Source organism: Egbenema bharatensis FJBBOT/2019 (assembly GCF_048077055.1).
Classification (GTDB): Bacteria; Cyanobacteriota; Cyanobacteriia; order Elainellales; family Elainellaceae; genus Egbenema; species Egbenema bharatensis.
This window is the reverse complement of record NZ_CP182236.1, coordinates 7,379,621-7,403,617: the sequence shown is the minus strand read 5'-3', so window position 1 is coordinate 7,403,617 and position 23,997 is coordinate 7,379,621. Positions and strand designations below refer to the sequence as shown.

The following is a 23,997-nucleotide window of genomic DNA, read 5'->3' as shown; positions in this document are numbered from 1 at the left end:
ATCCGGAAAAATGTACCCGCTAGGGGCGTACGGCTGTGCGCCCTTCCTCGATCGCCTCCATGCGTTCCACCAGGAGCCAATTGCCCGATCGATTCCAGCGTCCCCACAGGTGAAGCTGTTGGCCGGACTGACAGGCTTGAAGCTGTTGATGGATCGCAGCATGGAGCGTCACCAGGTTAATCGGTTCGATTGGGTCATGAGATCCAGTCAGGTTAAACTCATAAACCTGGTTCTCCTGAACCTGGATCGTACCCGTAAACGCCTGACTGTTGTGGCTCAAGGGAATATTAACCGGGGGGATCGATCGGGACAGATGCCATCGATCGGATAGTTCTCAGGATGGTGCAGATAGTACTGCTGCCAGTGGTGCCAGTTGGGATGAATGGGGGGAAGGTTAAACAACGGAACCAGGGCAGCGGGGGCGATCGCATCCTGCAACAAAGCCATTTGTAAATCCAGAATCGGCAACGCCCTGGGTTGACAACCCTGCTCCACACACAAGGCCGCCGCCATGCCTGCCGCCTGCCCAATTCCCAGCACAACGGGTTGGAGCCGAGTCGCACCGTTAGCGATATGGGAAATCGAGCTATTTTTCTCGCAGACCAACAGGCCATCGATCGCTTCTGGAACCAAACATTGATAGGGCAGCGTGAAGGGAGTCCCCGTCCAACGGCCGCCCCAGCGCAGGGCCTTTGGCTTTAAGGGAAAATCATAGCCAGGATAGTGATGATCGTTAACATAATTTCCCAGGGCGATCGACTCCACCTGTCCCTGCTGATTCGGGGGTAAGGGCGCGACTTGCCCCCCGGCGATCGGTAAAATATCCTGCTCTCGTACGGTCACTAACCCCTTAACCCGCCGACTTTCCCGGTAGTAGGGATGTAAGGCAAAAGCTCCTCCCCCTAAGGTGCTGTTGCCGTTTGACGACTCTGGAACTGTCGGAAATACCGCCCTGGCGAGGCCGTACCTGCGCCCCAGTTGGTGGTGCAATTGATCTTGCAAAAATCGTGCATAGCCTTGCGAGTGCCAGTAGGCTTCCTGGAGTACCGCTTTCCGGGCAGACTCCGATTGAATCAGCCGATCTAACTCCACTCCATAGTCATTGCCGCATTGGGGAAAATTCAGCATGAAGCGATCGCCCGGTAGTCGCCCATAGTTGAGGAACGATTCAGCCCCGTAACCCTCCCAGGTACCGACAAAGCGATCGGGGTCATAGCCAGGGGGAGCCGCAATTTCAGGAGCATCTAGTTCAAATTTCTGAAGCATGACCACCCAGGTCAGGGACTGAACGGCATGCTGCTGCGTAATTTGATTTGGGGCGATCGGCGCACTCGGTTCCTGCCATTCCGACTGCCACTCCCAGCCCCAGCGATAGGGTACATCTGCTAGAGCCAGCCCATCTCCCAGTTCCGTGCCATCCAGCGTCACATGGGCGTAAACCGTCAACTGTTCAAATCTCGCGCCAATCACGCGATCGCCCTGCCGCAACACTTCCAGGGGAACCTGACCGCAGATCCAGTGAAGATTGGGCAGCGATCGCACCCACTGGGCAAAAATTTTTGCCCCAACCTGCGGCTCATAGCTAAAGAAACTGACCCAGGCATGATCCAATCCCTGCGGCTGATAGTGAAACAATTCCCGCAAAAATGCCCCCCAGATTCCCGTCTGAAACGCCGCCAATTCATTCCCGTCGGGCACAGCCACCCCCGCTGCCGTCAGCATTCCCCCTAACCAGGGAAACTCGCTGACTAAAACCGTTCGCGCTCCCCGTCGGGCCGCTTCGATCGCCGCTGCCGTTCCCCCCGTTCCCCCACCGATCACCAATACATCTGTCGTAATTTTTTCCATAGGCAAAATGTAAAGCGTCAGCCCACACTTTGGGAACCGACGCTTCACATTAGGTATTCACAGAGATATATAGTTAAGGTCTTTAAATTGGCTGACCCCATTTGAACTTTAACTAGTTTGCCAGCGACTTTTGATTTCCTCGGTTTTTTTAAGATTTCCTTAATTAAAGGGCGGGGATCAAAGCCTGGAAGCTGGGGATCAAAGAATTCGTGGATCCAAACAATGTAAATAAAGATTATTTTTTGGGTTTAGTGCGCTGCTCCAGACGAAAGAGCCAGATCATCAGAGCTACCACTCCCACTTGCAGAGCAAAGTTAGGCAGGATCACGCTGGCATCCTTTCCAGCAATTAGCTGCGTCAGAAAAATGAAGGCCCCAATCAATCCAGAGGCCCCGCAGGCAAAGTAAACAAACTGTCGTAGTCCTTTGTAGGGGGTTTTCAGCTCTGCTCTCAGTTGGGCATATAGTTCTGGGTCGAGCTTTTGGGCCGCTTGGGTTCGCTTAACCTTAGGCTTTGAGGATTTGTCTGTCATGAAAGGCTTTCAGAAGAATCACCTTTATAGCCTATCGTTAAGCTCACCCAAAAAGCTGAACCTACCAGAGACCCCGCTTACCATTGGGATGAATCGTTGCCCAATTCGTCCGCGCCAGTGCCAATTGTTCATCGGATATTTTAGCCCCCGTCAAATCAGCCCCACACAAATTCGTGCCCCGCAAGTTGGCATTGCTGAGGTAGGCATAGCTGAGGTTGGCCCCTCGCAGGTCGGCTCCAGCTAAATCGGCATAGCTGAGGTATGCTCTGGCCAGATTGGCGTTTTTCAGAATTGCCTGGCTGAGGCTAGCACGGCCAAAATCGGCATTAAACAGGTTTGCCCCTTGCAAGTTAACCTTTTGCAGTTTGGACTGGTGGAAGTTGGCACTGGAGAAATCCGCTTTTGGGAAGCTGAGTTGGCTCAAGTCCTGGCAGGTGAAGTCGCGGTTGCCCTTGTTGTAGGACAGTATCACCTCTTCGGATGTGGACTTGGTGAGGGCGATCGAGGCTCGCTGACCTCCAGTACTTTTGGCATTAGAGAGAGTTGTGGCACTGGTCGTAGGACGGCTCATCATAGTGCGCCGATGGGAAGATCCCGATTGCAGGCTTGTCGCTTCAGAAGCGTGGGTATTCTCTTGCGCTTTATGGGAATGACGGGCCCGAATGGCGGCGGCAAGACGGGCTGAAGGGGAGGAGGGCGGAGAACCAGACCCATCACTGCGCTCAGAGGAGGAGGGCAAGGAGCCATTGCGTCGGGATGTCCGATTGGGCTGCGTCACCATACTCTGGGCCAGGCTGTCTAGATAGGGTTCCAAATCCAAAGCCCGCAGAACCTCAACTGCATTTTGGTAGCGATGCCGCACAGACACTTCCAGCATTTTCTGGAGCACTTCCGCAAAGTGATCGCTGATATGAACCTGTTCTCGCCACATAATTTCCCCGGTGGCTGGGTCATAGTCCATATCCTTGGGGGCCCGCCCAGTCAACAGATAGAGGCAAGTGACTCCCAGAGCATAGACATCGCTGGCATAGACGGGGCGCATCGCCATCTGTTCTGGAGGCGCATAGCCGGGGGTGCCAATCGCGTAGGCGGTGAGGGCAGTTTGTTCAGAAGCTCCTGCCCGCACCGGATTGACCTGATCCTTTACGGCCCCAAAGTCGATGAGCACGAGCTTTTTATCCTGGGAACGCCGGATCAGGTTGGCGGGTTTAATATCCCGGTGAATCACCTGCTGACCGTGGATGTATTGCAGCATCGGCAGAACTTCGCTCAAGAATTGCTTCACGCCCGCCTCACTGAAGGGGCCCGATCGCCGCACTTCCTGCTGAAGGGTGGATCCACTAATATATTCTTGAACCAGATAAAATTCTTGATTGGCCTCAAAATAATCCAGAAGGCGAGGCACTTGCGGATGGTTGCCCACTTTGCCCAGCGTCTTTGCTTCGCGCTTAAACAATTCTCGCGCCATGTCCATCACATGGGGCGATGTGGCAGCGGGACGCAGTTGCTTAATCACGCAGTAGGGACTGCCCGGCAGAGATTCGTCTTTCGCTAAGAAGGTGGCTCCAAACCCGCCTTGGCCTAAAGCCTGTACGACCCGGTATCGATCGCGTAGCAATAATTTGGAGCCACAAGCCTGACATAGCTCGGTGTTGGCTAAGTTTTCTGGGTTTGTACAGGCTGGATTTAAGCAGTAGCTCATGCGGCATCACTCGCTCTTCAATCACCAAGTGTCATTGCATACCAGGTCGATCCATTTCAAAAACTCATCCCTGCCAGCACCAGATCAGCTTGAGGCAGAGGTAAATTTCAGAATCTGTTTCCTTACCTACCATTATCTTTCCAACAAATCCCTGGCGAAGTGCCATTCCCCCGGTAAATCTCTTGAAGAGTTGCTAAAGTTTGAATGCTTTTGCTTAAAGACCAGATAAATGTCCATAAATTTACAGTTTGGTCGAAGTACAGGTGAAACCACAGCCATCATAGCTACTGGAAACTACGGAGAAAAACCAACTGGATTGGATAGAAATAGATCTGAGTAGAAACAGCCTTTAGCCAAGGTAGATTTTTTACATTTCTATGGTTTTAGCCGATTTTCGCCCAGAATGCTAAGGGGCGATACTCCATAGATAGGCTTCCCCTGTTTTCTTCTTCCAGGCTGCTTCCTCCGCCCCGGACATTTTCCCCGGAAGTTTTTCTAAAAATCGTTTGCCCAATTTTCCTGCTCACCAACTCATGCGATCGCTTGGAAACATTGCCATTCCGAACTTATCATAGAGATAGAATCAAACTTATTGTTTTGCTGACGACGCACCGCGTATCCCTCTGTTGCGTTCTAGCAGCCGAAGGTTCCCTTGTGTTTATATGGTCAAAACCATTGATATTTTGGGATTTCCCCATGCTTACGAACTGTCAGCCCCAACGGAATCTCCCACCGTTTTGGTCTTTCTTCATGGCTGGCTTCTCAGTCGTCAGTATTGGCGACCCGTGATTCAGCAATTAGCCTGCGACTATCAATGCCTTGCCTATGATTTACGGGGGTTTGGAGCTTCTCAACCAACGCTAGGTGTGCGAGTGAAATCAACCCAGACCCTACTGCCTCATTCTGTTAGGGAGCGAGCTTCCGTCGGTGTTGCCAGTCAGGGGAATGGTTCACCCTTGAGTCAGTCCATTCAAGCCTCTCCTGCGTCAGAGCCTGTCCCTCTGAACTACACTCCCGCTGCCTATGCACAGGATCTTAATGTCTTGCTGGAGCGACTGGGGATTTCTAATGCCTGGCTCGTGGGCCACTCCCTGGGGGGAAGTATCGCCCTCTGGTCAGCACACGAGTTTCCAGAGCGCATTGCGGGGGTGATTTGTGTTAATTCCGGTGGGGGAATCTATCTCAAGGAGGAGTTTGAGCGGTTTCGGGCGGCTGGGCAACAGCTTGTTAAGTACCGTCCTCGCTGGCTTTCCTATATTCCGCTCCTGGATATGGCCTTAACACGGATGAACGTGGCTCAACCCCTATCACGGAAATGGGGACGGCAGCGGCTGCTGGATTTGCTGATGGCTCTACCTGAAGCAGCGATCGGCTCTTTGCTCGACTCTACGACGGAAGCAGAGGTCAATTGTCTACCGCAAGTGGTTTCCCAGATCCGGCAACCCGTTCACTTCATCGCTGGAGCCGATGACACCATCATGGAACCGAAGTATGTTCACCACCTGGCCAGCTTCCATCCCTCTTTTGAGTGCTGCGGCAAAAACGTCAGCGAAATCCCCAACTGTGGTCATTTGGCCATGGTCGAACAACCTGATGCAGTCGTGGCAGAGATTCGATCGGTTTTGGCAAAGTATGAGGGGAGTGGGGAGTAGGAAGTGGGGAGTGGGGAGTAGCCGTAGCGCAGGCATCTTGCCTGCCGGTCTAACCTTTGCTCCCTCCAACTGGCTCATACAGCTTCATCACATCAGAAATTGCCATTCTGGATTGAACCCCAAGTGTTAGGGGGGAAGTGTGCCCCTGCTTCAGGTGATCGGCGGCGGCACAGGCAATCATGGCTGCATTGTCGGTGCAGTATTTCAGGGGTGGAAAGTAGACCGTGAAGTTGTGGGCTTGGGCCGCAGTTTGCAGGTGATGGCGTAGACCACTGTTGGCGGCAACCCCCCCGCCGATCGCAATCTGGTTCAACCCGTAGTTCACAGCACAGGTGATCGTGCGTTTGGTCAATGCTTTGGCAACGGTGTCCTGAAAGCTGGCCGCCAGATCTGGGATCGGGAGGGAGTCGGTTTCCTGCTGGAGTTTTTGGGTGAGGCGAAGTACAGCGGTTTTAAGGCCGCTAAAGCTGGAGTCGTAGGGATGGAATCCGCCAGTGGGAAGTGATATCTGCCCTTCTGGTAGGGAAAAAGCATGGGGATTACCTGACTGAGCCAGGCGATCGATCACCGGGCCGCCCGGATACCCCAGGTTGAGCAGTCGAGCCACTTTATCAAACGCTTCTCCCGCCGCATCATCGCGGGTTTGTCCCAGGGTTTCATAGTGTCCGCAGGCTTTGACATAGATCAGGCTGGTATGGCCACCAGAAACCAGCAGACAGAGAAACGGCGGTTGCAAGCTGGGTTCGCTCAGATAAGATGCATAAATATGTCCCTCCAGGTGGTGAACTCCCAGAAAAGGTTTTTGGTGCAGCATTGCCAGGGTCTTTCCAGCCGTGACTCCCACCAATAAAGCTCCCACCAGTCCAGGAGCGCAGGTGGTGGCAATTCCGTCAATTTCTGACCAGGTTAAATTGGATTCCTGCATCGCCTGTTCAATGGCCCAATTCACCATCTCTACGTGACGACGGGAGGCAATTTCTGGAACGACTCCACCGTACTGCTGATGGATCTCAATTTGGGACGACACAATGTTGCTGAGAACCTGCCGATCGCGCACGATCGCCACAGAAGTTTCATCACAACTGGTTTCAATACCTAAAACGACTGTCATTGGTTCTGAACTACTATCTGAACTACCACAGGAAAACCGTGGTGAAGCAGGGTAACATAAGCTAATCTAATTTTGTTAAGAAATATTTAATTCTTGTCTCAGCGGGAGCGATCGTTCCCAAAAGCTGTAGTAGCTATTGAGCTTGAATCTTGGTTCAAATTCAGGCTTACGTAAACTTCTATTAAAAGCTTAACTAACCTGTGTCTACCTTGGGAGTATGATTGCTCTGACAGTCCAACCTTTGTGTACAAAAAACTTAATGTTTTGTACGAATTTTTTGATCTTTGTAAACAGAAGGGAAACAACTCCATGCGAAGATTGTTTGCTCTAATCCTAGTCGTTTTTCTGTGGCTTAACTTTGCTCCCTCTGCTTCAGCGGATGTGGCAGGACTAACCCCCTGTGGTGAATCCAAGGCTTTTGCAGCTCGCGCAGCCAATGCGAAAACCGAGCAGGCGAAGGCCCGTTTTGAAGCCTATGGCAATTCCAACTTGCTTTGCGGTAACGATGGACTGCCCCACCTTGTTGTGGATGGTCGTCTGAATCATGCCGGTGAGTTCCTGATTCCCAGCATTCTTTTCCTCTATATTGCCGGATGGATTGGCTGGGTCGGTCGTGCTTACTTGATTGCCGTTCGGGGTGAAAAAGATCCCGAAATGCGGGAAATCATTATTGATGTGCCTCTGGCCGTCAAGTGTATGCTGACCGGATTTGCCTGGCCCCTCGCAGCTTTGCAGGAGTTCACAACGGGTAAGCTCACGGTTCCAGACAGCAAAATTCCTGTTTCACCCCGGTAGTTTTCATTCCATACTGGAGGATGCCCATGCAATATTTTCTGAAGTACTTATCGACTGCCCCTGTTCTAGCAACCATCTGGATGTTTATCACGGCGGGTATTTTGATTGAATTCAATCGGTTCTTCCCCGATTTGTTGTTCCATCCCCTCTAGGGATTCTGGATTTTGGCTTCTAGATTTTGGCTTGGTGCAGTGCCGTACTCAGTCCTGGATCTGAAGTCTTTGATAGATAATGGTTTGAGACGATCGATCTGGATTAGTGGTTGTGGTTTTTAGAACTGCAATACTTACCCCGTTCGATCGTCTCTTGCTGTTCAGAGGTTTTGTTGACTGGACGGGCAGGATGCCCATCCTACAAGAACTTAGTTCACTGGACGGGCAAGATGCCCATCCCACAAGCGTTAGTTCGCTGGACGGGCAAGATGCCCATCCCACAAGAATGAGTTCACTGGACGGGCAGGATGTCCATCCCACAAGCGTTAGTTCGCTGGACGGGCAGGATGTCCATCCCACAAGAATGAGTTCACTGGACGGGCAGGATGCCCATCCTACAAGAGTTGACTCACTCCCCACTCCCCACTCCCTCACTCCCCACCCCCCATGCCCCCCATCGCTCAAACCCTCGAATCTCGACTCAATCCTGATGCCATCTGCCCCTGGGATGCGGTGACACCAGAGCTGCGATCGCAACTTTCCCAGGCAGTTGTACCCCATTCTCCGATCGAGGGCATTGTGTATCCCCAGACTGAGGCAGAGCTGGCGGAGGTGATTGCCTGTGCCCGATCGAACCGTTGGCGGCTGTTGATTTGCGGTAGTGGGAGTAAGCTGCACTGGGGCGGATTGGCGGAGGGAATTCAACTGGTGGTGAGTACGGCACGGCTCGATCGGTTGATTGAACACGCGGCTGGCGATATGACGATGACGGCAGAGGCAGGGATGAAGCTGGCAGATCTTCAGAACATTCTGGCGAAATCAGGGCAGTTTCTGGCGATCGATCCCGCCTATCCTGAATCAGCTACTTTGGGTGGGATTGTGGCCACGGCGGATACTGGAACCCTGCGACAGCGGTATGGTGGCATTCGGGACTTGTTGATTGGACTGTCGATCGTCCGCACCGATGGCAAGGTGGCAAAGGCAGGGGGACGAGTCGTTAAAAATGTGGCGGGCTATGACCTGATGAAGTTGTTCACTGGCTCCTACGGGACATTAGGCGTAATCTCCCAGGTGACGTTTCGGGTTTATCCCCTACCACCTGCGTCTCGATCGGTGGTTTTGACAGGTGAGGCAGAAAAAATTGCTCAGGTGACTGCAACCCTTCTGGCTTCTGGACTGTCTCCCAGTGCGATCGAACTACTGGCTCCGGTGACGACTGCGGCCCTCGATCGAGGGGAAGGAATGGGGTTGGCGGTTCGCTTCCAGGGTATTGAGGTCAGTGTCGAGAAACAGGCTGACTATGTATTGCAGATGGGACAGGCGTTGATGCTGGAGGCTGGGGTTCTAAAGGAGCAAGATGAAGCAGCTCTATGGCAACAATTGCAAGAACAGATGGGGACGCGCCCCAAAGAAGTGGAAATTACTTGCAAAATAGGAGTATTACCATCGAATGCCGTTGGGATGCTGGAACAGGTGAGTACGCTGGCTCCATTGTTAATGACGGGTATGATCCATGCTGCAAGTGGACTGGGTTTGTTGCGGTTTCGCTCCACCTTACCCTCAGATGTGCTGAACCAAATGCGCGATCGCTGTCAGGTACAGGGCGGCTTTCTAACAATTCGAGAGGCTCCGGTTGCCTTCAAGCAGTCGATCGATGTTTGGGGGTATCCAGGCAATGCGATGGAGTTGATGCGAGGCATTAAGCACCAGTTTGATCCAGAAAAATTGTTTAGTCCGGGGCGATTTGTCGGTGGAATTTGACCCTTTTTAGCGTGGTGGGGTGTCCTTTGAGAAAAGAACTGCATGAAGCAAATCGCTTGTCCTGGAATGAAGCAACCAGGGCCCACAATAGCCACAAAGGAGATCAGGCAAAGTTCTTTCGGGAGGGTGGCTCAACGCTTTTTGCCGAAGAGAAAGAGTTGTTGGGGACGATCGCGGGTCTATCCCTGGTGCATCTGCAATGCAATGCTGGGCAGGATACGCTGAGTTTGGCGAGATTGGGTGCTACGGTGACAGGAATAGACATTAGTGATGAAGCGATCGCCTTTGCTCAACAGCTTTCAGCACAGTCAGGCATTCCAGCTACATTTTATCGGGCAGATTTATTTGACTGGTTTGAATCAAACCTTCAGCAGGGCAGACGGTTTGATGTGGTGTTTTCTTCCTATGGGGCGATCTGCTGGCTCTCGAACTTAAATCTGTGGGCGAAAGGAATTGCCTCAGTCCTGAGTCCGCAAGGTCGGCTGGTAATGGTGGAGTTTCATCCCGTTGCGATGATCTTCGATGAGGATTGGAATCACGTCTTTCCCTACTTTGCCAATGGTCAACCGATGTCCTGGGATGATGGTGTAGGGGATTATGTCGCAGAGTCAGAATTGGGACTCGCACCAGATTACCAGGATGGCATTGAGCAGTTTCAAAATCCCTATCCATCCCATGAGTTTCAATGGAGCATTGGCGACATTCTCACCGCGCTTTTGGAAGCTGGACTCACTCTCAAAGTCTTCAAAGAATATCCCTACTCCAATGGCTGGAAACCTTTCAAGCAAATGCAAGAAGGTTCTAATCGCCAAATGTTTCCTCCGCCAGATAAACCAAATTTACCGTTGATGTACGGACTGGTTGCTCAAAAGTAATGCCAAAAGTAATGCGAATTGAACGCACCCTACAGATAGAGCCATGACGACGAACCTTCCCAAAATTGCGAGTATTCCCAACCCTTCCGATTTGGACAACCCCACCCTGCCACTTGCCCCCAGCTTCGACGCGGATCATCCCCCTGACCCCAAGCTGATTGATGCCTGTGTGCATTGTGGGTTTTGTCTCTCCACCTGCCCCAGCTATCGCGTCATCGGCAAGGAAACCGATTCGCCCAGAGGCCGGATTTACCTGATGGATGCCATCAACGAAGGCGAAGTTCCCCTCACCCCGGCCGCCGTGGAGCATTTTGACACCTGCTTGGGTTGCCTGGCCTGCGTCACCACCTGTCCCTCTGGCGTACAGTACGACAAGCTCATTGCCGATACCCGTCCCCAAATTGAGCGAAATCATTCCAGAGGCTTGGGCGATCGACTGTTTCGTCAGCTCCTATTCTCAATTTTTCCCTACCCCGATCGACTGCGGGTGTTGCTCTATCCTTTGGCGATTTATCAAAAGCTGGGGCTTCCCAAACTGGTGCAGTCCACTGGCTTATTACAAAAATTTGCGCCCCGGTTAGCGGCCATGGAATCGCTGTTGCCATCTGTCACCGCTAAGGCCTTTCAGGACACCTTACCCACCGTGATTTCAGCTCAGGGCGAAAAACGGTATCGCGTGGGCATGATTTTGGGTTGTGTGCAGCGACTATTTTTTAGTGAGGTGAATGAAGCCACTGCCAGGGTGTTAAGCGCAAACGGTTGCGAAGTCGTCATCCCTAAAAGTCAGGGGTGCTGTGCTGCATTGCCCTACCACCAGGGACAGGAGGAGCAGGGTCAAGCCCTGGCCCGCCAGATGATCGATGCCTTTGAGGGTGAGAATCTGGACGCAATCATTATTAATGCCGCTGGCTGTGGGCACACCCTGAAGGAATACGATCGCATCCTCCAGGATGATCCCGATTATCGAGAGAAAGCCGAGGACTTTGTTCAGAAAGTTAAAGATGTGCAGGAATTCCTCAGTGCGGTGGGACTGACTGCAACCCTACATCCCCTCCAGGATGAAGCCCTGACGATCGTATATCAGGATGCCTGTCATTTATTGCATGGTCAGAAAATCAGTCTGCAACCCCGTGAACTTTTACGGCAAATTCCGGGTGTAACGCTACGAGAGCCGATCGATGCGGCCCTGTGTTGCGGCAGTGCGGGAGTTTACAACATGCTGCAACCAGAAGTGGCAGAGGAATTGGGGCAGCAAAAGGTGACAAACCTATTAAACACCGGAGCAACGATCATTGCTTCGGCCAATCCTGGCTGTTCCCTCCAAATCATGAAACATCTAGAGTCCCAGGAAAAATCCATCCCAGTTCTGCACCCGATCAAGCTCCTGGATGCGTCCATTCGGGGAAATGCCCTGAACGAATACCTGAGCTAGCGATCGGTACAGCCTCTCGAATGCAGGGAATGCGAACTGAATAATCTAGAATTCTTGTGGGGTGGGCATCTTGCCCGCCCAGTCAGCAACGCAAACCGCTTTACAGGTTATTTAATCCATGACGCAGGCAGGATGCCTGCGCTACAGAATGTTCACTCCTGACTCCTAACTCCTGGCTCCTGACTCCTCACTCCTCACTCCTCACTCCTCACTCCTCACTCTTAAGAAAGATTCGCAATCATCACATCAACCCACTGAGAAAGATTCTGCCGTTCTGCTTCAGACAATCCATGCAGCGTTTTCTCATTAATTTCGATCGCCAGCGGTGGCAAGATTTCTTCGAGTTTTCGGCCATCGTCCGTCAGCCAGATCCGCCAAACCCGCCGATCGCGCTGATCTCGTTCTCGTCGTACCAACCCCCGTTCCTCCATCCGATCGATCACGCCTGTCAGCGTACCGCCCACCTGACACAGTCGATCGCCAATATCTGAAGTGGCCAACCCATCCTGTTCCCACAGGCAGCATAAAACGACCCAGTGGAAGGGGGTTAGCCCATAGGGTTCAATTTTGTCTTGAAACTGACGGGTCAGGAGTTGGGAAAGCAGCTTAATCCGATAACCGATGCTGCGGGGAGCCTTAGTATTCTGCCAGGATTGTGTCAATGGATATCATCAGTAAATCAGAGGGTATTATAGCAGTTACCAAGGGGGATCAAACGAACTTTGGGAAAACCTCAAAAACCCTGGCTCTGGAGATTGAGAGTACATTGGATGGGAGAAAATGCTGGAATTAAGAAATATGAATGGTGCGGCTGATTTGGATAAAATACCGGATGGGGAAACGGAATTAGGAAATATGAATCGTGCCGCGCATGCCAGCTTCAGCGTGCCCTGCCACTGAGCAATGGAGTTCATAGGTTCCGGGTTTGAGCGGAATTAACACCCATTCGGCGACAGCTCCTGGCTTTAGTTCCAGTTCATGAATCGCTCCCTTCACTTCCACATTGCCAGCCTCAACCTTTTGACTCCAAATCACATCGGCAAAATCTTTGGCGGTAAAGTAATGCTTCACATTGCTGGGGTTATCAAGGACTAACTTATAGCGTTTTCCGGCCTCAAACTCCAATTGATTCGGCTCAAATTTTAGCTCGTTTGCGCCATTGCCCAAATGAACTTGTACCGTAATCAGTTCTTGCTGGCTGGGAGCCGGAGCCGCCTGGGCGATCGGTTCAGTTTGTCCCACCGTTCCCCACACGAGCAGAGCGAGGATCCACCCCAGGATAATTGGCAAATGCTTCTGCATCAGAAATTCTCCTTCTCATCGAGCTTGTTGACTGTAGCTAGTTCTAGCTGATGGGTATATCCCACTTGTGCATTTGCATGATGAATCGTTCACTGGCAGGCAAGATGCCTGCGCTACGGAAATCATCAATATATTCTCCAATCTGCATATTCTCCAATCTGACAGATACCTCCCATCAAGCTCAGTTTTACAATCATAGGAACGACAGAGTAACACGTAAATGAGTAGAAAAATTCTCCTGTGGCTGATTTGGGGTACGTTCCTGACCTATGCGTTTGCCCTGGCCCCGCCCAACCAACCTGATACCGTTACATTAATTCAAAACCTATCCACGGGAAACTTTTCCGGCATTAATCCTTTGATCATTGCCCTGTTCAACATCATGGGGGTTTTGCCCTTAATCTATAGTTGTTTTTTGTACAGCGATGGGCAGATGCAGAAAATTCCAGCCTGGCTATTCTCGATCGCATCCTTTGGCGTTGGTGCGTTTGCCCTCTTGCCCTACCTGGCGTTGCGGCAACCTAATCCGCTGTTTGCGGGGGAAAAGAATGGCTGGCTGAAGTTCTGGGATTCTCGGTGGACGGGAAGATTGCTGGCGGTAGGGGCGATCGCTCTGTTGCTCTACGGAGTCACCCAGGGAGACTGGAATGATTTTGGGCAACAGTGGCAAACGAGCCGCTTTATTCATGTCATGAGTCTGGATTTTTGCCTGCTCTGCCTGCTGTTTCCCTTTCTGCTGGCAGATGATATGACCCGACGGGGCTTGACCGATCGCCGCTGGTTTTGGGCCGTTACCCTGGTGCCGCTGCTGGGCGCGTTAGCCTATGTGTCGCTGCGTCCCCCCTTGAGTGCAGAAGTGGCTACTACGGGAGAAACCGTGATGCAGAGTTAGGGGGTTCATGCTTCGTACTTCGACTCCAGATTTCTACCCTTTTCCCACCAGAATCACCACCGATCGCTCCCCGACCATAATCCAGGATTGTTCGGGTAACTCCGGTTCCGCCCCAACTTCGCAAATATCTTCGGGGGCAGGCATGGTGGTATTGGCAAAAATATGCCACTTCATTCCGGGCGGTAGCTTGGGCAGCTCAAACCCGTGCGCCTCCCAGTGCATATTCATTGCCACATAGACATAGTCATCCCTGACGGTGCCTTCCTTCGCGTGTTTGCCACAGAGCAGAAAGGCCAGCGTGTGGGTTTCATCGTCATCGTCTGACCAGTCAGGCTTCCAGGCTTTCATCCCGTGCCAACTGATGTCTGGATAGCCACTACCCATGTAGTCTTTATTGCGAAAGAAGACTCGGTTACGTACTACCGGATGGACATGGCGAAAGGCAATGCAGTTTTTGACAAATCGGAAGAAAGCAACGTTGGTTTTCAGCAGATTCCAATCCAACCAGGTCAGTTCAGAGTCGTGACAGTAGGCGTTGTTGTTACCCTGCTGAGTGTGCCCCACCTCATCGCCCATCAGAATCATCGGAATTCCCTGGCTCACCATCAAAATGGCGATCGCATTTCGCATTTGCCGTTGCCGGAGCGCATTGATCTCTGGATCGGTGGTCGGCCCCTCTACGCCGCAGTTCCAGCTTTCGTTATCGTTCGCGCCATCCCGATTGTCTTCCCCGTTCGCCTCGTTGTGCTTGTTGTTGTAAGAGACTAAATCCGCCAGGGTAAAACCATCGTGGGCAGTCACAAAGTTAATCGAACTACTGACCCGACGACCCGCCATTTCATACAGATCAGGCGAACCCTGAAGGCACAAAGCAACTTCCTTCAAGGATTCACGGGCCCGGAGAAAGCGGCGAATCGCATCTCGATATTTGCCATTCCACTCGCCCCAGCGATCGTAGTCCGGGAATGATCCCACCTGATACAGTCCACCTGCATCCCAGGCCTCAGCAATCAGTTTGCACTTAGCCAGAATCGGGTCAAACGCCAGATTTTCCAGTAAGGGCGGATTCTGAAGGGGAATGCCTTGGGGATCCCGTCCTAGAATCGATGCCAGATCAAACCGAAACCCATCCACATGGTATTCAGACACCCAGTAGCGCAGGCACTCCAGCACAAAATTCCGCACCACGGGATGGTTACAATTCAGCGTGTTGCCGCAGCCACTAAAGTTGTAGTAAAACCCTTCGGGGGTCAGCATATAGTAGGTTTTGTTATCCAGTCCCCGGAAGGAAATGGTTGGCCCGTTCTCATTGCCCTCCGCCGTGTGGTTGAACACGACATCCAGAATCACCTCAATGCCATTCTGGTGCAGCTCTTTAATCAGGGCCTTCAACTCTTCAGACTGTCCACCCAATTTGCCAGAAGTCGCATAGCCCGCTTTAGGGGCATAAAATCCGATCGTGCTGTAGCCCCAGTAGTTAAACAACCGTCCACCCGTGAGGGGGTTGTGGCGGGGATTATCCAACTCATCAAACTCAAAGATGGGCATCAACTCAACACAGTTGACCCCCAGGGATTTGAGATAGGGAATTTTTTCCTGCAACCCGGCAAAGGTGCCCCGATGGGCCGATTCCACCCCGGAGGAAGGATGGCAGGTGAAGCCCCGGACGTGCATTTCGTAGATGATCAGATCTTCTTCGGGAATTTCTAGCGGTCGATCGCCTTCCCAATCAAAATCATCTTCAACAATCCTGGCACGGTAAGGATAGACATCATCCACCCTGGCCGTATCTCCCCAAACATCCCGCCCGCTAATGCTGCGAGCGTAGGGATCCAGCAAAATTTTGCTTCGGTCAAACCGATGGCCAGCCTTCAGGTCATAGGGCCCATCCACCCGATAGCCATACTCAATATCTTCGTAATCCAGCCCCATTACGGTAATGCAGGCGACATTCCCCAGGCGAAACTCTCTGGGAATCAGGATTTCAGCAAATGGTTCCGGTGCTTCTTTCTTAAATAACACCAGCGTAATTGCCGTTGCATAGCTGGAATAGATCGAAAAATTCACCCCGCCCATAATCGGCCTCGCGCCAAACGGGAAGGGCTGTCCGCGCAACAGCACAAAATTTCCGTAGGTGTAAGTATGATGCACTTTCATAGGTTGCAGATGCTTCAACAAAATTCCCTTCTTAGCCCATTCCGTAAGGATCAGGGTCAATTACTTCAACAAACCCAGCCATCAAATCACAAAGCTCTACAAGCTTGCCACACTTTGGACAACGATCGAACAGGAATAAACACTGAAGCGCGAGGGATAAAACGATCGCTCAGATAGGGGCGATTCGGTTCCGTCGGTTCAGATTCAGTTCAGATTCAGTCGTTTTGTCGGTTGGTCTATTGTGAGATTTGTTAATTTATCTAAGCATTTTAATTCTGGGAAAGAAGTAGCAATATCATCTTTTCCTTGGTGCAATATCAATGGTGCAATATCAACGCAGGAAACTGTTAGGTTAGGACTGAGGACTGAGGACTGAGGACTGAGGACTGAGGACTGAGAGAGGATTTAGGGGGTGGTTCGGGTAGCAACTGACACTTCTAAAACATCCTCTAAGAACCAAGACTCGATCTGTGACACTGATTAACAAAGAAGGAACGGTATGGCTCTGGAATATCCTGATGATTTAAAGTATCTCGACTCCCATGAGTACGCTCGGCTGGACGGTGAAATTGCGACGATCGGCATCACCGCCTTTGCTGTGGATCAGTTGGGAGATATTGTTTTCCTGGAACTGCCGGAAGTGGGGGATGCCCTGGAAAAAGGAGAAACCTTTGGCACAGTGGAATCCGTCAAGGCCGTTGAAGATCTAAAGGCTCCTGTATCTGGAACGGTCATTGAACGGAACGATGCCCTACTGGATACCCCAGAACAACTAGCAGAGGATCCCTACGGTGAAGCCTGGATGCTCAAAGTTCGGATCAACGATCCAGATGAGCTGGATGATGCCCTGTCCGCAACGGAGTATCAGGAGCAGGTGGAGGGGTGAAGGGAAGGAGGAAGAGAGAGGAGGGAAGGAGGAAGAACGCCCGTCCTGAATTTCTCTTCAATCCCAGACATTTGCAAGCTGAGCCTGATCCCTCTTTTGTCCAGTGATTGGTCAAGTGACAGAAGAGGGTGATGGGTGGTTATGGGTACTCACCAAATCTATAGATGGGATCCGGAAGCTTCTTGCTGTTTTTATCGATTTCCTACACCAAGTTGATTTGAGGTGGGCTACAACGGGTTTAATCAGGGCAACTTAAAGGGGGATGTTATTTTTGGTTGCCCCGATGGACTGGATAGATGCTCTTCAATAGCAAAGCCATGCCAGCATCGTTAAATTTCTCATTTCTTGCCATCCACGATACGCAGCTTGTCCGATTGGGGGCATTAGCTGAACGGTACTTTACAGATGATCCGAATACCTGCCTGATCAAGCTGCGGCAGTTTGGCGAGCTTTTGGCACAGCTAACGGCTGCCAACGTGGGGCTGTACGTTTCAACTGATGAGAAACAGGTGGATTTGCTGCGTCGATTGCGCGATCGTGGTGTACTCAAAGGAGATGTCGATCGGCTGTTCCATGAACTTCGTAAGATGGGCAATGCGGCAACCCACAGTTTGTCTGGAAGCCAACGGGCTGCTCTGAGCGGATTGAAATATGCTCGGTTTCTAGGCATCTGGTTTCACAAAGTTTTTACAGGCGAAACTCCAGAGGAGCGGCTACGCCTACGCGCTTTTGATCCAGGTCCGTTTATTCCCCCATCTGATCCACAGCAGGAGACCCAATCCCTCAAGGACGAGTTAGCGCGGTTGCGACAGGAGGTTCAGAAAAGTCTATCAGACGCAGAACTGGCTCAAGCTCAAGTCCTTCAGGAAGAGCAGCGACGCATCCAAGCAGAGGAACTGGCTGCGGAAGCAGAAGCAGAAAAGCAGGCAGTGATTCAACACCTGGAACAGATTCAGGTGACGGCTCAGGCGCAGTCTACTCAAACCTTTCAACAAACTGTAACGCAGGCACAGGCGGTTGAATGGGAACTGGTTTTAGATGAACGAGAGACGCGACGGCTGATTGATGCTCAACTGCGATCGGCGGGATGGGAAGTAGACACCGAGGAGTTAACGTTTGCTAAAGGTGCCCGTCCTCAGAAGGGTAGGAATTTGGCGATTGCGGAGTGGCCCGCAGCGGGGGGACGACGGGCAGATTATGCCCTGTTTGTGGGATTGCAGGCGATCGCGGTGGTGGAAGCCAAACGCCAGAGTAGAGATGTGTCGGAAGATGCGTTGAACCAGGCGGAGCGGTATAGCAAAGGATTGCGGCTGCATGGCGATGCTGCCTATGCCGGTGAACCGTGGGGTGAGTATCGAGTACCGTTTGTTTTTGCCACTAATGGGCGCGAGTTTTTGCAGCAGTTGCGGACGAAGAGTGGGATTTGGTTTAAGGATGTGCGTCGTCCTCAAAATCGTCGCTATCCGCTGCAATCCTGGTATTCTCCTCAAGGCTTAGTCGATACGCTCAATCAGGATATTGAGCAATCTCATCAAAAGCTTGCCCAGGAAGGCTTCAACTATGGGGTGGAGTTGCGAGAGTATCAGATTCGTGCGATCAAAGCGGTGGAAGGTGCGTTGGAGCAAGGACAACGGGAACTGCTGGTGGCAATGGCAACGGGCACGGGTAAGACGAAGACCTGTATTGCTCTGGTCTATCGGCTATTGAAAACCAAACGATTCCGACGGGTGCTGTTTCTGGTCGATCGCACTGCCTTGGGGGGAACAGGCGGCAAATGCTTTCAAGGATACCCGGATGGAGAGTCTTCAGACCTTCGCGAACATTTTTGAGATCAAGGAATTAGGTGAGAAGGAGACTGATCGGGATACGAAGGTGCATATTGCCACGGTGCAGAGCCTGGTGAAACGGATTCTTTATCCCACTGATGATGCATCTGTGCCAACGGCGGATCAGTATGACTGCATTGTGGTGGATGAATGTCATCGGGGATACTTGCTCGATCGGGAGTTGAGCGAGGCGGAGTTGGAGTTTCGGGATTTCAACGATTATGTCTCCAAGTATCGACGAGTGTTGGATCAATTTGATGCAGTCAAGATTGGACTGACGGCAACTCCGGCACTGCATACAACTCAGATTTTTGGTGAGCCGGTTTTTCAGTACAGCTATCGAGAAGCGGTTGTAGATGAATGGCTGGTAAACCATGAGCCGCCGATTCGGATTAGAACTCGTCTGTCTGAGGATGGCATTACCTGGCAGCAGGGCGATCCGATGGAGTTTTTCAATCCTCAGACGGGACGGATCGACCTGACCCACGCCCCAGATCAGGTGCGAATTGAGATTGAGCAGTTTAACAAACGGGTGGTGACAGAAGACTTTAACCGAGTAGTTTGTGAGTCGCTGTTGCAGCATATTGACCCATTTCTGCCCGGAAAGACGCTGATTTTCTGTGTTACGGATGAGCACGCTAATATCGTGGTGAACCAACTGCGGGAAGCGTTGGCGAACCAGTATGGCGATCTTGAAGAGGACATCGTTGCCAAGATTACGGGGGCTGCCCTTAACCCGCTGGAACTTATTCGCAAGTTTCGTAATGAGGTTAATCCCAAGTTTGCGGTGACGGTAGACCTGCTGACCACAGGAATTGATGTGCCTGCCATTTGCAATCTGGTGTTTATTCGGCGGGTCAATTCTCGGATTTTGTATGAGCAGATGTTGGGACGAGCTACCCGGCTGTGCACCTTTGATGATGGGACGAAGAAGCAGCCATTTCGGATTTTTGATGCGGTGCGGCTGTATGAGGCGATCGCCCCCATAACCGAGATGAAGCCTGTCGTCGTTAATCCCAAAATTTCCTTTACCCAATTAGTGGATGAGTTGAACACGGTCACGGCTCTAGATGCAGTAGAGGGAGTTATCGATCAACTTCTGACGAAGATCCAACGGAAACAGCGGTATCTCAGCGACAGTAGCCGAGCAGAACTGGAGGCGATCGCCGGAATGTCTGTTCCAGATCTGATGGATCATCTGAAGCAGAGCCACCCTGACCAACTGCGAGACTGGTTTCAGCAACGCCAGACGATTGCCCAGATTCTCGATCGCCGGGATGGGGGAACGCAGTCTGTACTGATTTCTCGCCATGAGGATGAGCTATTAGGCTTTGAACGGGGCTATGGCAATGCGGAGAAGCCAGAGGATTACCTGGAAAGCTTTACGGCATTCCTGCAAAGAAATCTGAATGAGATCCCGGCTCTGATGGTGGTGACGCAACGCCCCCGTGACCTGACGCGATCGCAGTTGAAGGAATTGCGGCTTTTATTGGCAGAGGCAAGGTATTCAGAAACCGATCTCCAGGTGGCATGGCGGGAGACGAGCAACCAGGACATTGCAGCATCGATTATTGGCTTTATCCGTCGGGCGGCTCTGGGTGATCCACTGATTCCCTATAGTCAGCGAGTCGATCGGGCAATGGAGAAGATTTTGACTAGCCGTTCCTGGACGGATTTACAGCGACGTTGGTTAGAGCGGATTGGGAAACAACTGCGAGCCGAGGTAATTGTCGATCGGGAAGCCTTGGATAAGGGCGAGTTCAAATCTCAGGGAGGTGGGTTCGATCGGCTTAACAAGACCTTTAACGGACAGCTTGAGGCAATTTTGCAGGAGATTGGCGATCGGTTGTGGCAGGAGGATGCAGGTTAAAGAACGCTAAGTTGCACCCATGTAACCGTCTGTCCGAAACTTCTGGAACCTTTGCCACCTCGTGCGCGATGATGGCGTGACAAATTAACGGTGAGTGACCGCAGATGTGTTCGTACAATTAAAATAGCCATTGAGATAGCCATTGCCATTTTTATGCCTGATTCTATTTCCCAGTACTCGATCGCCCACGCTCGTGATCATCTACCACAATTAGTTCACCAAGCAGAACAGGGAATTCCAGTTGAGTTAACGCGACGGGGTAAACGGGTAGCGGTGATTCTCTCTGCTGAGGAATACGATCGATTAATGCCTTCAAAGCCAAACTTCTGGGAGGGATTAGTTAAATTTCGTGAACAACTCCTGTCAGACAATATTGATATTGACCCGGATGAGATTTTTCAGGATGTAAGAGACAAATCACCAGGACGGGATTTTAGTTTTGATGAGTGAATCTCGTTTTCTACTGGATACCAATATTCTTTCGGAACCCACGAAGCTGCAACCGAGTCCGACCGTCATGAGTAAGTTGGAACAGCACTACCAAAGCGTTGCAACGGGTTCTGTTGTTTTGCATGAATTAATGTTTGGCTGCTATCGTCTACCTGTTTCCCAGCGACGACGCAAGCTGGAAGCTTACATCACCTCCCTGCTAGCCCGCTCTATTCCGGTGCTTTCCTATGATTTCGATGCAGCCCAGTGGCATGCTACCGAACGATCGCGGCTCACTCAACTTGGTCGCACCCCTCCGTTTATAGACGGACAGATTGCAGCGATCGCGGCTGTCCATAACTTGATCCTTGTGACCAATAACATCGCAGATTACCAGGATTTTCAAGATCTGCGACTGGAAAATTGGTTCGCTGCTTAGTTTTTCCCTTTCTTTATCAACTCCCTGTGTAATCTATGGCTGTAACCTCCGATATCGTTCAAAAGCTCTGGAACCTGTGCCACGTCCTGCGGGATGATGGCGTGACGTATTTGCAGTACGTTACAGAGTTGACTTACCTACTGTTTCTCAAGATGGCGCAGGAGACGGGGGCGGAGGAGCAGTTGCCGGAGGGGTATCGCTGGGGCGATCTGGTTAGCGAGGATGGAGTGGATCAATTGCAGTTTTATCGATCGCTTCTGCTCATGCTGGGGTCTGAGGAGTCGTCGAGGCGGGTGCAGGCGATTTTTGCCAATGCTCAGTCATCGTTGAAGCAGCCGCGCATCCTGAAGAAGCTGGTGACGAGTATTGATGAGTTGGACTGGTTCTCGGAGCATCGGGATGAGTTTGGCGATCTGTATGAAGGGTTGCTGCAAAAGAATGCGGATGAGAAGAAGTCGGGAGCGGGGCAGTATTTTACGCCCAGACCGTTGATTGATTGCATGGTGGCGTTGGTGAAGCCGCAACCGGGAGAACTGATTCAAGACCCAGCAGCGGGGACGGGTGGGTTTTTGATTGCTGCCGATCGCCATATTCGGCAAGAGCATGACCCGTTTGACTGGACGGAGGCACAGCAGTCGTTTCAGCAGCATCAGGCGTTTTATGGCATGGAGTTGGTGCAGGATGCCCATCGGTTGCTGTTGATGAATATGTTGCTGCATGGGATTGAAGGGGCAGTGGATCTGGGGGATACGCTGTCTCCGGAAGGACAACGGTTGGGAAGAGCCGATGTGATTTTGACGAATCCACCGTTTGGGACGAAGAAGGGTGGAGGGATGCCGACCAGGGATGACTTTACCTATCCCACTTCTAACAAGCAGTTGGCGTTTTTGCAGCACATTTATCGATCGCTGAAGCCAGGGGGACGGGCGGCAGTGGTGTTGCCGGATAATGTGCTGTTTGAAGATGGGCAGGGGCGATCGATCCGGGCGGATTTGATGGATAAGTGCAATTTGCATACGATTCTGCGGTTGCCGACGGGGATTTTTTACGCGCAGGGGGTGAAGACGAATGTGCTGTTCTTCCAGCGTGGGAAAACCGAGAAGGGCAATACCAAAGCGGTGTGGATCTACGATATGCGAACCAATATGCCGAGCTTTGGGAAGCGTATTCCCCTGACTCGTGAGCATTTTGCGGAGTTTGAGCAGTGCTATGGGGATGACCCGAACGGGCAGAGCGATCGGGTGGATCTGGGGGAAGAGGGGCGGTTCCGCTGCTTTACGCGGGAGCAGATCAGTAAGCGCAATGAAAACCTGGATATTTCCTGGCTGCGGGATGAGAGTTTGCAGTCGGGGGATGACCTGCCTGAACCGGAGGTGATCGCGGCGGAGATTATGGAGAAGCTGCGGGTGGCGACGAAGGAGATGGAGGCGCTAATGGTGTTGCTGGAAGGGGAGGAGGCAGCAGAGGCGGTGAGTTCTTCGGTGGGGTTGCCGACTTTAGAATAGGAACAACACCGATAGGGAGGGCGTTTATGGAAATTCAAATCCAGATTCCTGATGGGGTTGCCCACGACTTACAGGCGAAGTGGGGCAATTTAGAGCGAAAGCTACTGGAAATTATGGTGGTTGAAGCCTATCGGGAAGGGGCAATTAGTACAGGCAAGGTGCGCGAGTTACTGGGGCTACGAACCCGATTGGATGCAGATGCTTTCCTAAAGGCGAAAGGGGTGTATCTCAACTATGACGAAGCCGATTTTGAACAAGATATGCTGACAATGCAGCAGTTAGAGCAAGAGGGAAAGTTGAGACCTGCATGATCGTTGTTTCGGATACGTCGCCCTTGTGCTATCTCCTATTAATCAATTTAGTTGAGCTATTACCGCAACTGTATGGGCGGGTCGTCATTCCTCAAAGCGTTTGTACTGAGTTACTCAATTCAGATGCACCAGAAATGGTCAAAAGCTGGATGGCTCATCCGCCTGATTGGTTAGAGATTCAAGCGGTTACAGAAGAGATTGACACTGCTTTAAATGATCTGGATTTAGGAGAACGAGAGGCGATCGCCCTGGCAGAACAGTTAAAGGCAGACCTCCTTTTATTAGATGACAGAGCCGCAAGACAACTTGCCCTGGAACGAAATCTATTCATTATTGGGGTTCTCGGCATTTTAGGAACTGCCGCAAAACGAGGATTGATTAGCTTTCCAGAAGCGATCGCCCAATTACAGCAAACAACCTTTCGAGCCTCTCCTCAGCTAATTCAGCGACTTCTTAAGGAGTTTCAGGATGAAGAATAGACCCCACAACAGGAAAAGGAAAGAGGCTAACGATTGCGATC

Annotated in this window: 19 protein-coding genes and 2 pseudogenes; 14 read left to right on the top strand and 7 right to left on the bottom strand. The window is 51.6% G+C overall.

The window, feature by feature from the left end; genetic code table 11:
* Positions 1-19: 19 nt before the first annotated feature.
* From ACM1PF_RS34395 to ACM1PF_RS34385, 3 genes and pseudogenes are all read right to left on the bottom strand, one after another.
* A pseudogene (locus tag ACM1PF_RS34395) lies at positions 20-1,848 on the bottom strand (FAD-dependent oxidoreductase).
* Positions 1,849-2,083: 235 nt separating this feature from the next.
* Complete coding sequence (locus ACM1PF_RS34390; protein ID WP_416671099.1) at positions 2,084-2,380, bottom strand: DUF3493 domain-containing protein; 297 nt, start codon at positions 2,378-2,380, stop codon at positions 2,084-2,086.
* Positions 2,381-2,441: 61 nt separating this feature from the next.
* Positions 2,442-4,082: a serine/threonine-protein kinase gene (locus ACM1PF_RS34385; protein WP_416671097.1), complete on the bottom strand. Its 1,641-nt coding sequence runs from the start codon at positions 4,080-4,082 to the stop codon at positions 2,442-2,444.
* 662 nt (positions 4,083-4,744) lie between these two features.
* Between ACM1PF_RS34385 and ACM1PF_RS34380 the strand changes: the two genes are divergently transcribed.
* A complete protein-coding gene (locus ACM1PF_RS34380; RefSeq protein WP_416671094.1) occupies positions 4,745-5,734 on the top strand; it encodes an alpha/beta fold hydrolase in 990 nt (329 codons plus the stop codon).
* A 49-nt stretch (positions 5,735-5,783) separates the two neighbouring features.
* On the opposite strand, the gene tsaD is transcribed toward ACM1PF_RS34380, so the two are convergent.
* Positions 5,784-6,845, bottom strand: coding sequence for a tRNA (adenosine(37)-N6)-threonylcarbamoyltransferase complex transferase subunit TsaD (gene tsaD, locus ACM1PF_RS34375; protein ID WP_416671092.1), 1,062 nt, complete (start codon positions 6,843-6,845; stop codon positions 5,784-5,786).
* 309 nt (positions 6,846-7,154) lie between these two features.
* Here tsaD and ACM1PF_RS34370 point away from each other — a divergent pair, with 309 nt between their 5' ends.
* From ACM1PF_RS34370 to ACM1PF_RS34350, 5 genes are all read left to right on the top strand, one after another.
* Positions 7,155-7,640, top strand: a complete 486-nt coding sequence (locus ACM1PF_RS34370) for a Photosystem I reaction center subunit III (RefSeq protein ID WP_416671089.1) — start codon at positions 7,155-7,157, stop codon at positions 7,638-7,640.
* 26 nt (positions 7,641-7,666) lie between these two features.
* Positions 7,667-7,792 (top strand): photosystem I reaction center subunit IX, encoded by a 126-nt coding sequence (gene psaJ / locus ACM1PF_RS34365; protein ID WP_416671088.1) that lies wholly within the window; start codon positions 7,667-7,669, stop codon positions 7,790-7,792.
* A 447-nt stretch (positions 7,793-8,239) separates the two neighbouring features.
* Positions 8,240-9,553 carry an FAD-binding oxidoreductase gene (locus ACM1PF_RS34360; RefSeq protein WP_416671086.1) on the top strand — a complete coding sequence of 438 codons (1,314 nt, stop codon included), beginning with the start codon at positions 8,240-8,242 and terminating at the stop codon, positions 9,551-9,553.
* 26 nt (positions 9,554-9,579) lie between these two features.
* On the top strand, positions 9,580-10,428 hold the full coding sequence (locus tag ACM1PF_RS34355; RefSeq protein ID WP_416671084.1) for a class I SAM-dependent methyltransferase: 849 nt from the start codon (positions 9,580-9,582) through the stop codon (positions 10,426-10,428).
* Between the two features lie 43 nt (positions 10,429-10,471).
* Positions 10,472-11,860: a (Fe-S)-binding protein gene (locus ACM1PF_RS34350; protein WP_416671081.1), complete on the top strand. Its 1,389-nt coding sequence runs from the start codon at positions 10,472-10,474 to the stop codon at positions 11,858-11,860.
* Positions 11,861-12,081: 221 nt separating this feature from the next.
* On the opposite strand, the gene ACM1PF_RS34345 is transcribed toward ACM1PF_RS34350, so the two are convergent.
* Positions 12,082-12,522, bottom strand: coding sequence for a MarR family winged helix-turn-helix transcriptional regulator (locus ACM1PF_RS34345; RefSeq protein WP_416671080.1), 441 nt, complete (start codon positions 12,520-12,522; stop codon positions 12,082-12,084).
* 184 nt (positions 12,523-12,706) lie between these two features.
* Entirely contained in the window at positions 12,707-13,162 is a 456-nt protein-coding gene (locus tag ACM1PF_RS34340; protein ID WP_416671077.1) for a cupredoxin domain-containing protein, read from the bottom strand.
* 220 nt (positions 13,163-13,382) lie between these two features.
* On the opposite strand from ACM1PF_RS34340, the gene ACM1PF_RS34335 reads away from it, so the two are divergent.
* Positions 13,383-14,054 (top strand): DUF2834 domain-containing protein, encoded by a 672-nt coding sequence (locus ACM1PF_RS34335; protein WP_416671075.1) that lies wholly within the window; start codon positions 13,383-13,385, stop codon positions 14,052-14,054.
* Between the two features lie 33 nt (positions 14,055-14,087).
* On the opposite strand, the gene glgX is transcribed toward ACM1PF_RS34335, so the two are convergent.
* Positions 14,088-16,211 (bottom strand): glycogen debranching protein GlgX, encoded by a 2,124-nt coding sequence (gene glgX / locus ACM1PF_RS34330; RefSeq protein ID WP_416671073.1) that lies wholly within the window; start codon positions 16,209-16,211, stop codon positions 14,088-14,090.
* Between the two features lie 499 nt (positions 16,212-16,710).
* On the opposite strand from glgX, the gene gcvH reads away from it, so the two are divergent.
* From gcvH to ACM1PF_RS34295, 7 genes and pseudogenes are all read left to right on the top strand, one after another.
* Positions 16,711-17,097, top strand: a complete 387-nt coding sequence (gene gcvH, locus ACM1PF_RS34325) for a glycine cleavage system protein GcvH (protein ID WP_416671071.1) — start codon at positions 16,711-16,713, stop codon at positions 17,095-17,097.
* Between the two features lie 317 nt (positions 17,098-17,414).
* Positions 17,415-20,793, top strand: a pseudogene (gene hsdR / locus ACM1PF_RS34320) (type I restriction-modification system endonuclease).
* Between the two features lie 153 nt (positions 20,794-20,946).
* Positions 20,947-21,243: a type II toxin-antitoxin system Phd/YefM family antitoxin gene (locus ACM1PF_RS34315; protein ID WP_416671068.1), complete on the top strand. Its 297-nt coding sequence runs from the start codon at positions 20,947-20,949 to the stop codon at positions 21,241-21,243.
* The gene (locus ACM1PF_RS34310) at positions 21,236-21,661 is read left to right on the top strand and encodes a type II toxin-antitoxin system VapC family toxin (RefSeq protein ID WP_416671066.1); all 426 of its coding nucleotides are present in this window, start codon (positions 21,236-21,238) and stop codon (positions 21,659-21,661) included. Before ACM1PF_RS34315 ends, ACM1PF_RS34310 begins: the two co-directional genes overlap by 8 nt.
* 35 nt (positions 21,662-21,696) lie before the next feature.
* The gene (locus tag ACM1PF_RS34305) at positions 21,697-23,166 is read left to right on the top strand and encodes a class I SAM-dependent DNA methyltransferase (protein ID WP_416671064.1); all 1,470 of its coding nucleotides are present in this window, start codon (positions 21,697-21,699) and stop codon (positions 23,164-23,166) included.
* Positions 23,167-23,192: 26 nt separating this feature from the next.
* Positions 23,193-23,477 (top strand): UPF0175 family protein, encoded by a 285-nt coding sequence (locus ACM1PF_RS34300; RefSeq protein WP_416671061.1) that lies wholly within the window; start codon positions 23,193-23,195, stop codon positions 23,475-23,477.
* Complete coding sequence (locus ACM1PF_RS34295) at positions 23,474-23,956, top strand: DUF3368 domain-containing protein (RefSeq protein WP_416671060.1); 483 nt, start codon at positions 23,474-23,476, stop codon at positions 23,954-23,956. Before ACM1PF_RS34300 ends, ACM1PF_RS34295 begins: the two co-directional genes overlap by 4 nt.
* Positions 23,957-23,997: the final 41 nt, after the last annotated feature.